Origin of the sequence: Pseudoalteromonas shioyasakiensis, from assembly GCA_013391845.1 — a bacterium.
In the GTDB taxonomy this organism is placed as follows: Bacteria; Pseudomonadota; Gammaproteobacteria; order Enterobacterales; family Alteromonadaceae; genus Pseudoalteromonas; species Pseudoalteromonas apostichopi.
Map to the genome: position 1 here is coordinate 852,857 of CP058414.1, position 13,532 is coordinate 866,388.

General features: G+C 44.4%; 8 protein-coding genes. All 8 read left to right on the forward strand.

Going from position 1 to position 13,532, the window contains the following annotated elements:
* The first annotated feature begins 70 nt into the window (after positions 1–70).
* The 8 genes from rpoC (at position 71) to HYD28_03930 (ending at position 13,456) form a co-directional block, all read left to right on the forward strand.
* On the forward strand, positions 71–4,243 hold the full coding sequence (gene rpoC / locus HYD28_03895; GenBank protein QLE08172.1) for a DNA-directed RNA polymerase subunit beta': 4,173 nt from the start codon (positions 71–73) through the stop codon (positions 4,241–4,243).
* 193 nt (positions 4,244–4,436) lie between these two features.
* The gene (rpsL, locus tag HYD28_03900; protein QLE08173.1) at positions 4,437–4,811 is read left to right on the forward strand and encodes a 30S ribosomal protein S12; all 375 of its coding nucleotides are present in this window, start codon (positions 4,437–4,439) and stop codon (positions 4,809–4,811) included.
* Between the two features lie 97 nt (positions 4,812–4,908).
* Positions 4,909–5,379, forward strand: coding sequence for a 30S ribosomal protein S7 (rpsG, locus tag HYD28_03905; protein QLE08174.1), 471 nt, complete (start codon positions 4,909–4,911; stop codon positions 5,377–5,379).
* A 27-nt stretch (positions 5,380–5,406) separates the two neighbouring features.
* Positions 5,407–7,521, forward strand: coding sequence for an elongation factor G (gene fusA, locus HYD28_03910; protein QLE08175.1), 2,115 nt, complete (start codon positions 5,407–5,409; stop codon positions 7,519–7,521).
* Positions 7,522–7,581: 60 nt separating this feature from the next.
* Entirely contained in the window at positions 7,582–8,766 is a 1,185-nt protein-coding gene (gene tuf / locus HYD28_03915) for an elongation factor Tu (protein QLE08176.1), read from the forward strand.
* 502 nt (positions 8,767–9,268) lie between these two features.
* Entirely contained in the window at positions 9,269–10,858 is a 1,590-nt protein-coding gene (locus tag HYD28_03920) for an alkaline phosphatase (GenBank protein ID QLE08177.1), read from the forward strand.
* An 11-nt stretch (positions 10,859–10,869) separates the two neighbouring features.
* Positions 10,870–12,666 (forward strand): alkaline phosphatase, encoded by a 1,797-nt coding sequence (locus HYD28_03925; protein ID QLE08178.1) that lies wholly within the window; start codon positions 10,870–10,872, stop codon positions 12,664–12,666.
* Between the two features lie 73 nt (positions 12,667–12,739).
* Complete coding sequence (locus HYD28_03930; GenBank protein ID QLE08179.1) at positions 12,740–13,456, forward strand: hypothetical protein; 717 nt, start codon at positions 12,740–12,742, stop codon at positions 13,454–13,456.
* Positions 13,457–13,532: the final 76 nt, after the last annotated feature.

Consider the following 13,532-nt stretch of genomic DNA (forward strand, 5'->3'; position numbering starts at 1 on the left):
CTGTTAGGCCGAATAGAATGTAGGGGCGATTGTTTCGCCCTCAAGATTAACCTCCGACAGGAGAGCTAAGGTGAAAGACTTACTTAAGTTTCTGAAGCAACAAAATAAGACCGAAGAATTCGATGCAATTCGCATTGGTCTTGCTTCGCCAGATATGGTTCGTTCATGGTCATACGGTGAAGTAAAGAAACCTGAGACAATCAACTACCGTACTTTCAAGCCTGAGCGCGACGGCTTATTCTGTGCCCGTATTTTCGGCCCAGTGAAAGATTATGAGTGTTTATGTGGTAAATATAAGCGCCTTAAGCACCGTGGTGTTATTTGTGAAAAGTGTGGCGTTGAAGTAACGCTAACTAAAGTGCGTCGTGACCGTATGGGTCATATTGAGCTTGCGAGCCCAGTTGCGCACATTTGGTTCTTAAAATCATTACCGTCACGTATCGGCTTAATGCTAGACATGACACTTCGTGACATCGAGCGCGTACTTTACTTCGAATCATTCGTAGTAACTGAGCCTGGTATGACAACGCTTGAGCGTGGTCAGCTTTTAGGTGAAGAAGAGTACTTAGATGCACTTGAAGAGCACGGTGATGAGTTTGAAGCGAAGATGGGTGCTGAAGCAGTATTAGACTTGCTTCGTGAACTTGATCTTGGCCAATTAATTGCTGAAATGCGTGAAGAGTTACCAACAATTAACTCTGAAACTAAGCGTAAGAAGATCACTAAACGTCTTAAATTAATGGAATCTTTCCACCAATCAGGTAACAACCCTGAGTGGATGATCATGACAGTACTTCCAGTACTTCCGCCTGATCTACGTCCATTAGTACCTCTAGACGGTGGTCGTTTTGCGACTTCTGATCTGAATGACCTTTACCGTCGTGTTATTAACCGTAATAACCGTCTTAAACGTCTATTAGATCTAGCAGCACCAGACATTATCGTACGCAACGAAAAACGTATGTTACAAGAAGCGGTAGATGCGCTACTTGATAACGGTCGTCGCGGTCGTGCGATTACAGGTTCTAACAAACGTCCTCTGAAATCGCTTGCTGATATGATCAAAGGTAAGCAAGGTCGTTTCCGTCAGAACTTACTTGGTAAACGTGTAGATTACTCTGGCCGTTCTGTAATCACAGTAGGTCCTACGCTTAAACTACACCAGTGTGGTCTTCCTAAGAAGATGGCACTTGAGCTATTCAAACCATTTATCTACGGTAAGCTAGAGCGTCGCGGCATGGCTACGACTATCAAAGCTGCTAAGAAGATGGTTGAGCGTGAAGTAGCAGAAGTATGGGATGTACTAGACGAAGTAATTCGTGAGCATCCAGTATTACTGAACCGTGCACCAACACTTCACCGTTTGGGTATCCAAGCGTTCGAACCTGTGCTTATCGAAGGTAAAGCGATTCATTTACACCCATTAGTTTGTGCGGCATACAACGCTGACTTCGATGGTGACCAAATGGCGGTACACGTACCGTTAACGCTTGAAGCACAATTAGAAGCACGTGCTCTAATGATGTCTACTAACAACATCCTATCTCCAGCGAATGGTGAGCCAATCATCGTTCCTTCACAGGACGTTGTATTAGGTCTTTACTACATGACTCGTGATCGCATCAATGCGAAAGGCGAAGGTATTGTATTTAAAGATCCTAAAGAAGCTGAAAAAGCATACCGCAGCGGTAACGCTGAGTTACATGCACGCGTAAAAGTACGTATCAGCGAGACAATCAGTAATGAAGATGGTGAAACAGTTGAGCAAGTATCTATTGTTGAAACAACAGTAGGTCGTGCGATCCTTTCACTAATCCTACCTAAAGGCATGCCGTTTGAGTTAATCAACCAAGCCCTAGGTAAGAAACAAATTTCTGGCTTATTAAACGAGTGTTACCGTCGTCTAGGTCTTAAAGATACAGTTATCTTTGCTGACCAAGTAATGTACACCGGTTTCCACTACGCAATGAAGTCAGGTGTTTCAATCGGTATCGATGACTTAGTTATCCCACCGGTTAAAGCAGAAATCATTGAATCAGCGGAAGCTGAAGTAACTGAAATCAACCAACAATTCCAATCAGGTCTTGTAACGGCTGGTGAAAAGTACAATAAAGTTATCGATATCTGGTCACGTGTAAATGAAAACTTATCACGTGAGATGATGGCAAACTTATCAAAAGACACTGTAATCAACGCTAAAGGCGAAGAAGAAGAGCAATCTTCATTCAACTCAGTGTTTATGATGGCAGACTCAGGTGCACGTGGTAGCGCCGCTCAGATCCGTCAGTTAGCGGGTATGCGTGGTCTAATGGCACGTCCAGATGGTTCAATCATCGAGACACCAATCACGGCGAACTTCCGTGAAGGTCTAAACGTACTACAGTACTTCATCTCAACGCACGGTGCGCGTAAAGGTCTTGCCGATACAGCACTTAAAACAGCAAACTCGGGTTACTTAACGCGTCGTCTAGTAGACGTTGCACAAGATTTAGTAATCAATGAAGACGATTGTGGCACAGAAGATGGCTTAACAATGAAACCGCTTATCGAGGGTGGTGACGTTGTAGAAGCGCTTCGCGAACGTGTTCTTGGTCGTGTTGTTGCTGAAGATGTATTAATTCCAAATACTAACGAAGTACTTGTTGAGCGTAATATCATGCTTGACGAAAAACTGTGTGACCTTCTAGAAGAGCATTCAGTAGATGAAGTACGCGTTCGTTCAGTAATCACTTGTGATAATGACTTTGGTGTATGTGCTAAGTGTTACGGTCGTGACCTTGCACGTGGCCACATCATTAATCCAGGTGAGTCAGTAGGTGTTATCGCGGCGCAATCAATCGGTGAGCCGGGTACACAGCTTACGATGCGTACCTTCCACATCGGTGGTGCAGCATCTCGAGCGTCTGCTGAAAATAGTGTACAAGTTAAAACTAACGGTACATTGAAGTTACACAACGCGAAGTACGTATTAAACACAGACGGTAAGATTGTTATCACGTCTCGTTCAACAGAGATCACTATCATCGATAGCTTTGGTCGTGAGAAAGAGCGTTATAAAGTACCTTACGGTGCGGTGTTATCTGTACAAGATAATGCAGAAGTTCAAGGTAACGATATCGTTGCAACTTGGGATCCGCATAGTCACCCAATCGTTCTTGAGCATAAGTCAAAAATCTCGTTCAGCGACATTGATGACTCAAATACCGAAGCACAAACAGATGAGTTAACTGGTTTAACTCGTGTTGTTGTTAAAGACTTAGGTAAAGCAAATGCGAAAGAACCTAAACTAATCATCGAAAGCGATGAGCGTGGTCTGCAAGAAACACGTCTACCTTCATTCACAACGATTGAAGTAACCGACGGTGCAACTGCAAACCCAGGTGACGTACTTGCACGTATTCCGCAAGAAGGTTCGAAGACTCGTGATATCACGGGTGGTCTACCTCGCGTAGCTGACTTATTCGAAGCACGTAAACCGAAAGATCCTGCAATTCTTGCAGAAATCACAGGTACTATCAGCTTCGGTAAAGAAACAAAAGGTAAGAAGCGTCTTGTAATCACTCCAGCTGAGGGTGACGCATACGAAGAGATGATTCCTAAATGGCGTCAACTTAACGTGTTCGAAGGTGAGCAAGTGTCTAAAGGTGAGGTTATCGCCGATGGTCCAGAGTCACCACATGACATCTTACGCTTACGTGGTGTAACTCATGTAGCTAACTACATCGTTAACGAAGTGCAAGAGGTTTACCGCTTGCAGGGCGTTAAGATCAATGACAAGCACATTGAGACAATTATTCGTCAGATGCTACGTAAATGTATCATCCTTGACGGCGGTGACACTGAGTTCTTAGCCGGTGAACAAGTTGAAGTGGCACGCGTTAACATCGCGAACCGTGAACTTGAGAAACAAGGTAAGATCCCAGCGAAGTTTGAAATCCAGTTAATGGGTATCACTAAAGCGTCACTTGCAACAGAATCTTTCATTTCTGCAGCATCATTCCAGGAGACAACTCGTGTCCTAACTGAAGCAGCTGTAAATGGTAAGAGCGATGAACTTCGTGGTCTGAAAGAGAACGTAATCGTGGGTCGTCTGATCCCAGCTGGTACAGGCTTTGCGTATCACCAAGACCGTTTGAATCGTCGCAAGCAAGGTGAAATCGTTGAAGAGCAAACAGTAAGTGCTGAAGAGGCGACTCAAGCACTAACTGACGCACTTAACGCAGATATCTCTGGAAACCAATAATCTCAGCTTAATCAATAGATTAAGAAATCGTAAGGCAGTTATCTTCTGCCTTACGATGAGTTAAGGTTGACAGGTTAAACTTTGCTCATTAAAATTCCGCCACCCATTTGCCTGCACGTTTTGTAACGAGCATGTAAACAGGGCGGATTTTTTTATTTTTTCAGTAGTAATTTTAATTTCAGGAGCTATTTAAATGGCAACTATTAACCAGCTAGTGCGTAAGCCACGTCGTAGCAAAGTTACTAAAAGTAACTCAGCTGCACTTAAAGCTTGTCCGCAAAAGCGTGGTGTATGTACTCGTGTATATACAACTACACCTAAGAAACCAAACTCTGCATTACGTAAAGTAGCGCGTGTTCGTTTAACTAACGGTTTCGAAGTAACATCTTACATCGGTGGTGAAGGCCACAACTTACAAGAGCACAGTGTAATCCTTATCCGTGGTGGTCGTGTTAAAGACTTACCAGGTGTGCGTTTCCACACTGTACGTGGTGCACTTGACTGTGCAGGCGTTAGCGACCGTCGTCAAGCTCGTTCTAAATACGGTGCTAAACGCCCTAAGGGCTAATGGTTCTCCGTTAGTAAGGCCAAGCACTAAATTTTTAAATTAATTGTTTTGGGTATTGACTCTAAAAGAGCAAACCTGAAGATACCGGAGATACAAAATGCCTAGAAGACGCGTAATAGGTCAACGTAAAATTCTTCCAGATCCTAAGTTCGGATCGGAACTTCTTGCTAAATTCGTTAACGTAGTAATGTTAGACGGCAAGAAATCTACTGCTGAAAAAATCGTTTATGGTGCGTTAGACGTGGCTGCTGAGAAATCAGGCAAGTCGCACCTTGAAATCTTTGAAGCTGCACTTGAAAACGTTCGCCCACAGGTAGAGGTTAAATCTCGCCGTGTTGGTGGTTCAACGTACCAAGTACCAGTTGAAGTACGTCCAGTACGTCGCAACGCATTAGGTATGCGTTGGTTAGTAGACGCTGCACGTAAGCGTGGCGAAAAATCTATGGGCTTACGTTTAGCTCAAGAAATCGTTGACGCTGCTGACAACAAAGGCACTGCGGTTAAGAAACGTGAAGACGTTCACCGTATGGCTGAAGCGAATAAAGCATTCGCTCATTACCGTTGGTAATCTGCCCTTAACCTTTAAGAGGATCATATGGCACGTACAACTCCACTTGAGCGCTATCGCAATATCGGTATTTGCGCTCACGTAGATGCAGGTAAAACCACCACAACAGAACGTGTTCTGTTCTACACAGGTCTTTCTCATAAGATCGGTGAAGTACATGATGGTGCTGCAACTATGGATTGGATGGAGCAGGAACAAGAGCGTGGTATCACAATCACTTCTGCTGCAACAACGTGTTTCTGGAAAGGGATGGACGCTCAATTTGACGACCATCGCATCAATATCATTGATACTCCAGGACACGTAGATTTCACTATCGAAGTAGAGCGTTCTTTACGCGTACTAGATGGTGCGGTAGTTGTTCTTTGTGCTTCATCTGGTGTACAGCCGCAAACTGAGACAGTTTGGCGTCAAGCGAACAAATACGAAGTTCCTCGCATGATCTTCGTAAATAAAATGGATCGCACTGGCGCTGACTTCTTAACTGTTGTGGACCAGGTGAAATCTCGTCTTGGAGCAACGCCTGTTCCAATTCAGCTACCAATTGGTGCTGAAGACGACTTTAAAGGTGTTATTGACCTTATTAAGATGAAAGCCATTAACTGGAATGCCGAAGATCAAGGCATGACTTTCTCTTATGAGGCCATTCCGGCAGAGCTTCTGGAACTTGCAGAAGAATGGCGTTCTCACATGGTTGAGAGCGCTGCTGAAGCATCAGAAGAACTAATGGACAAATATCTAGAAGGTGAAGACCTGACTGAAGCTGAAATTAAAGCAGCTTTACGTCAGCGCACATTAGCTAACGAAATTGTTCCAATGACGTGTGGTAGTGCATTTAAAAATAAGGGCGTTCAAGCTGTGCTTGATGCTGTTATCGAATATATGCCTGCTCCAACACAAGTGAAACAAATCCAAGGTATCGTTGAAGATGGTACTGAGGAAGAACGTCCTGCTGATGACAACGCACCGTTTGCCGCACTTGCTTTTAAGATTGCGACAGACCCGTTCGTTGGCACCTTGACCTTCTTCCGTGTTTACTCTGGTACTGTTAAACAGGGTGACGCGGTATACAACCCAGTTAAAAGTAAGCGTGAGCGACTTGGTCGTATCGTTCAGATGCATTCAAACTCACGTGAAGAGATCAAAGTAGTCTACGCAGGCGACATCGCAGCGGCTATTGGTCTTAAAGACGTAACAACAGGTGAGACACTGTGTGATCCGAACTCAGTCATTACGCTTGAGCGTATGGAGTTCCCTGAGCCAGTTATCTCTGTTGCGGTAGAGCCTCGCACAGTAGCTGACCAAGATAAGATGGGAATCGCGCTAGGTAAACTAGCGGCAGAAGATCCATCTTTCCGAGTACAAACTGACGAAGAATCAGGCCAGACTATTATTTCTGGCATGGGTGAACTTCACCTTGATATCATTGTCGACCGTATGAAGCGTGAATTCAGTGTTGAATGTAACGTTGGTAAGCCACAGGTAGCATACCGTGAAGCTATCCGTTCAGCTGTTGAAGTTGAAGGGAAGTTCGTACGTCAATCAGGTGGTCGTGGTCAATATGGTCACGTCTGGCTTAAACTTGAACCGATGGATATTTCGGAAGATGATGCGCCAATTTATGAGTTCGTTAACGAAATCGTTGGTGGTTCTGTTCCTAAAGAATACATCCCTGCGGTAGACAAAGGTATCCAAGAGCAAATGACTCAAGGTGTACTGGCAGGCTACCCATTACTTGGCGTTAAAGCGACTCTGTTTGATGGTTCATTCCATGATGTAGATTCGAATGAAATGGCATTTAAGATTGCAGGTTCAATGGCGATGAAGAAAGGTGCGCTTGAAGCAAACCCAGCTCTTCTAGAACCAGTAATGAAGGTTGAAGTTATCACTCCTGAAGAAAACATGGGTGATGTAGTTGGTGACTTAAACCGTCGCCGCGGCATGATCGAAGGCATGGAAGAAGCATTCGGTGGTCTTAAGCAAATTAATGCGCAAGTACCACTTTCTGAAATGTTTGGTTATGCAACTGATCTGCGATCTGCAACACAAGGCCGTGCATCATACTCTATGGAGTTTTTGAAGTATGCAGAAGCCTCTAAGAATGTTGCAGATGCAATAATTGCAGCTCGCGCTGTTATATGATTTAGCTTGTCTGGCCCAATAGTGGGTCAGGCGTTAATTTCTTTATAGGAATTTTTTAAGATGGCAAAAGAAAAGTTTGAACGCGTAAAACCGCACGTAAACGTTGGTACAATCGGCCACGTTGACCACGGTAAAACAACTCTAACAGCAGCAATCACAAACGTACTTGCAAAAGTATACGGTGGTGTAGCTAAAGACTTCGCATCAATCGATAACGCTCCAGAAGAGCGTGAGCGTGGTATCACAATCTCAACTTCACACGTTGAGTACGATACTCCTACTCGTCACTACGCACACGTAGACTGTCCAGGACACGCCGATTATGTTAAAAACATGATCACTGGTGCTGCTCAAATGGACGGCGCAATCCTAGTAGTTGCTGCGACTGACGGTCCTATGCCACAAACTCGTGAGCACATCCTACTTTCTCGTCAGGTTGGTGTACCTTACATCATCGTATTCATGAACAAATGTGACATGGTTGACGACGAAGAGCTACTTGAGCTAGTTGAGATGGAAGTTCGTGAACTTCTTTCAGAGTACGACTTCCCAGGTGATGACTTACCACTAATCCAAGGTTCAGCGCTTAAAGCGTTAGAAGGCGAGAAAGAGTGGGAAGACAAAATCGTTGAGCTTGCAGAAGCACTAGATTCTTACATCCCAGAGCCAGAGCGTGACATCGATAAGCCATTCATCATGCCTATCGAAGACGTATTCTCAATCCAAGGTCGTGGTACTGTTGTAACTGGCCGTGTTGAAGCTGGTATCATCAACGTGAATGACGAAGTTGAAATCGTAGGTATCAAAGAAACTACGAAGACAACTTGTACAGGTGTTGAGATGTTCCGTAAGCTTCTAGACGAAGGTCGTGCGGGTGAGAACATCGGTGCACTTCTACGTGGTACTAAGCGTGAAGACGTTGAACGTGGTCAAGTACTAGCTAAGCCTGGTTCAATCACTCCACACACGAAGTTCACTTCAGAAGTATACGTACTTTCTAAAGATGAAGGTGGTCGTCACACTCCATTCTTCAAAGGTTACCGTCCACAGTTCTACTTCCGTACAACTGACGTAACAGGTGACGTACAGTTACCAGACGGCGTTGAAATGGTAATGCCTGGTGATAACATCAAGATGACTGTAGAACTAATCTGCCCAATCGCGATGGACGAAGGTTTACGCTTCGCTATCCGTGAAGGTGGCCGTACAGTTGGTGCTGGTGTTGTTGCAACTATCGTTGAGTAATATCAACAGATAGAGCTTCACAGCTTATAAAAAGGTCGCCTAGGCGGCCTTTTTTAATATCTGTAGAAAAGCTATCAGCTGTCAGCTTTCAGACGTCAGTTCACACAGATTGGTGGGGTTTTTTAGTGTGGTGTCTCACTCATCATTCGGCCTGTTCATTCTTTGGGTAGGTTGGTTTGAGCGAAGCGAAACCCAACACAATCCATGCAAACCTGTTCTTTTATAAACCCAAACCATCATAAAGCACTCCCAAGGTTATACTTGACCTAGAACCTAGAACCTAGAATCTTTTCCCTCGCTAACTCACACCTAGCAACTAGCCCTATTATTTCCCCTAAAACTAAATACTTACCTTCTTGCATTGCTTGTGCTGTTTCACCATTTCGTCATGAAAAGTCACTTTTTTAGTAACAATGCGTTCTTAGTATTACTGCGCTAATTATCCAAGTGCAGCTTAGTTAGCACTCAAATTCTTAAAATAATGTACTAACGGAACGTAACGATGAAAATTAATAAAATTGCTACTGCAATTGGTTTAACGTTGGCATTGTCAGCCACGGCCAATGCAGGTGTGTTACCAGACAGTCAAAAACAAAATGATTGGTATAGTGCTGCTGAAATAAAATTAACAGAAAAAGAAGCGGCGGCCCAGGTTGAGCAAACGTTTAAAGCTAAAAATGTCATTCTATTTGTTGGTGATGGTATGGGTATTTCAACGCTTACTGCATCGCGTATCATGGCGGGTCAAATGGAAGGTAAGTCGGGCGAAGAAGGCTTATTAAGCTTTGAGGAGTTTCCTTACTCTGCGCAAATCAAAACGTATAACGTTGATGCGCAAACACCTGACTCAGCAGGCACAATGACAGCAATTATTTCAGGCGTTAAAACTGATGTTGGTGTAATTGGTGTGAACGAAAACATCGAGCGTGGCAAGTGTGCAACAGTTGTGGGTAACGAATTAATTACTGCTACAGAGCTTGCGGAAATCAAAGGTCTAGCAACAGGCGTTATCTCAACGGCGCGCATTACACACGCAACACCTGCAGCAACGTATGCAAAATCAGCCGATCGTAACTGGGAAGATGTATCAGACATGCCAGCTGATGCCGTAGAAGCTGGCTGTGAAGACATTGCATCGCAACTCGTTAATTTCGAGAAGAACCTTGAAGCACGCTTCGTAGGAACCGACGTTGATGGTCTTGAGGTGGTGATGGGCGGTGGTCGTCGTCACTTTTTACCGAAAGACGCAGCATTCAACTCAGCTGATGCAGTCAGTGAAGTGGAAGGTGACCGTACGGATGAGCGTGACCTAACGGCGGAATGGCAAGAAATGTACCCTGATGGCAAGTACGTGATGGACCAAGCAGGCTTTGATACGCTTAATGCTGATACAAAACGTGTATTCGCATTGTTCAATGAGTCACACATGCAATATGAAGCTGACCGCGCTAACGATGTAGCGGGTGAGCCGTCATTATCTGAAATGACGGGTAAAGCGATTGATATCTTAAAGAGCAATGAAAAAGGCTTTTTCTTAACCGTTGAATCTGGTCGTATTGATCATGCTCACCATGCGGGTAATGCTTACAACGCGCTAAACGATACTGTTGAATTTGCCAAAGCTGTGCAAACAGCTGTAGAAAACACCAATCCAGAAGAAACTCTTATCCTTGTTACCGCTGACCACAGTCATGTATTTACTATCGCAGGTTATCCAAAGCGCGGTAACCCTATCTTAGGCCAAGTAGTTGCAATAGGTAGCGAAGAGCCAAGCCTTGCTGCTGATGGTATGCCTTACACTACAGTGGGTTATGCAAATGGTTTAGGTTTCCGTGATTTAGGCGATGAGACAGATGCAGATGTATCTTATAACGAAGCAGCATTGGCTGGTCGTGTTGATTTAACGGGGGTTGATACAACGACACCTGGTTATCACCAAGAAGCCACTGTGCCATTAGGTTCTGAAACTCATGCGGGTGAAGATATTTCACTTCATGCAAAAGGTCCAGGTGCGCAACTAGCACAAGGCGTTGTGGAGCAAAACGTAATTTTCCACATCATTAACCAAGCTCTAGAACTAATTGAAGAATAATGGCGACGACGATGAAAAAACTAAATTTAATTTCTCTTGCTGTAGTAGTGGCATTAGCGGGTTGTTCTGATGACAATGACAACTCACCAAAAACATTAACCGTTGAAAATACATTAGCTGTTGGTTCTGAGCAGTGCGTAAACGGTGGTACAGCAACCCTAACAGGTGCAGATAGCAATGATAATGGTCAGCTAGACTCAGCAGAAGTAACGGATACAAGCGTTGTATGTAATGCACCGGCAACGTCGTTAACAGCATCGCAATTAGCGCCGTTGACTGATAATGAGTGGTTTAAGTCAGCACAAGTTAAAGTCGCTAACAGCGAAGAAAACATTGCTGCAGTTGTAAAAGAGTCAGGTAAAGCGAAAAACGTGATCCTATTCGTGGGTGACGGCATGGGTATTTCAACGGTCACTGCTGCACGTATCATGGCGGGTCAGCTAGAAGGTAAGCTAGGTGAAGAGCATCAGCTTAGCTTTGAAACACTACCATTCTCAGGTTTTGCTAAAACTTATAACGTAGATGCGCAAACACCTGATTCAGCGGGTACGATGACAGCAATGGCATCGGGCGTAAAAACGGATGCTGGCGTTATCGGTGTTGATGAAGACATCGAGCGCGGTAACTGTGCAACGGTTGCAGGTAATGAGCTAGTAACAGCCACTGAGCTTGCTGAGATTGCAGGTAAGTCGACAGGTATTGTTTCTACAGCGCGGATCACTCACGCAACGCCTGCAGCAACATATGCTAAATCGGCTGACCGTAACTGGGAAGACGTATCAGATATGCCTGAAGCTGCAGTCACCGCTGGCTGTGAAGATATTGCATCGCAATTAATTAACTTTGAAGCGAACCTAGAAGCACGCTACGAAGGGCTAGATGTTGATGGTTTAGAAGTTGTCATGGGCGGCGGTCGTCGTCATTTCTTACCGAAAGACGCAGCTTTTAATTCTGCTGATGCTGTGAGCTCAGTAGAAGGTGACCGTACAGATGGTCGTGACTTAACTGCGGAGTGGAAAGCCAAATACCCTGCAGGTCAATATGTGATGGACCAAGCTGGTTTTGATACGATCGATGCAGATACAACTGAGCGTGTATTTGGTTTATTCAATGAATCACACATGCAATACGAAGCAGACCGCTCGAATGACGTAGCAGGTGAGCCGTCACTTTCTGAAATGACCGCAAAGGCAATTGATATTTTAGATAACAATGCAAATGGCTTTATGTTAACAGTTGAAGCGGGACGTATTGATCATGCCCACCACGCAGGTAATGCCTATAACGCATTGAGCGACACTGTTGAGTTGTCAAAAGCTGTGCAAGTTGCCCTTGATAAGACTAGCATTGAAGACACACTAATCATCGTAACTGCTGACCACAGCCACGTATTTACCATTGCAGGCTATCCAAAACGTGGTAACCCAATTTTAGGTAAAGTAGTACCAGTGGGTAGTGATGAGCCATCACTTGCTGCAGACAATATGCCATACACAACGGTTGGTTATACCAATGGTGGCGGCTTCCGAGATTTAGGCGATGAGACTGATGCTGATGCAGGTTATAACTTTGCGCCAGTAACAGGGCGTGTTGATTTAACTGATGTTGACACAACAACACCAGGCTTCCATCAAGAAGCTGTTGTACCACTAGGCTCAGAAACACACGCAGCAGAAGATGTTGGTGTGTATGCAGTAGGCCCAGGTGCACATTTAGTAACAGGTACTAATGAGCAAAGCCTTATTTTCCATGTTATGGATTATGCCGCTAACCTTGTTAAACAAGCCGATGCTAAATTAGCACAATAATGAGTGCTTGGGAGGCTCTAAGCCTCCCTTACTCAATTAGTTATAAAGTAAACCAAGATAAAAAGAGAATCCCGTGAAAGCAGCCATCTTACTTGCCTCATTACTTAGCCCACTTGCTGTTGCAGGGCAATGCGATATGAACACCAGTTTTACGCAAGCAGACTATAAAGTCACAACAGATATAGTTGCTAATAAGCAGCATACTGAAAACACCTTTACCCTTTGGCGTACGCCTCATCAGGTGGCTAAGCAGAATCCACAGTTTATTGAGCTATGGCAGCAGTTGCGCAATCAACAAATTCGCCCAATTCGTTATTTTCAGCATGCGCAGCGTGGTATTGAATATCAACCATCGGAAGTGCAAGGTGAACAAGATTGGAGTAGCAAATATCAGCTAGTAAGCGATAAATTCCTAGCCTCTATGACGCACCAAAAAAGCGCAGGAGAAGGCTGTGAGCTAACGGATTATTACACACAACAGCAGGGTGATAGCAAAATAGAGTTAAGCTGGCTTGCCAATCAAAAGTTACTCAAAGCAATTCGTATTTCAACACCCAGCTATAGCCGTGAAATTGTTTTAACAGCCAGCCATCACAATCAGCAAAAAGTGCAGGTAGAATTTGCGAAATGGGATAACTATCAAACGACCGATTACGCAGATATCGGTGATAATGAAAGCGACCCGTTTTTAGCTAAAATGATCAACTTAGGGTTTGTTGAGCATGGTGCAAGCGGATTTTATGATGCGCAAGGTAATCAGCTCAAAGGTGAGCATGGGCATCATCACTAATTAAATATCGTAATGCCGCTTTTTTAACGGCATTTTTGTCTCTGTAACTCAGCGTTGCTAGCGCTACTCATTGCCC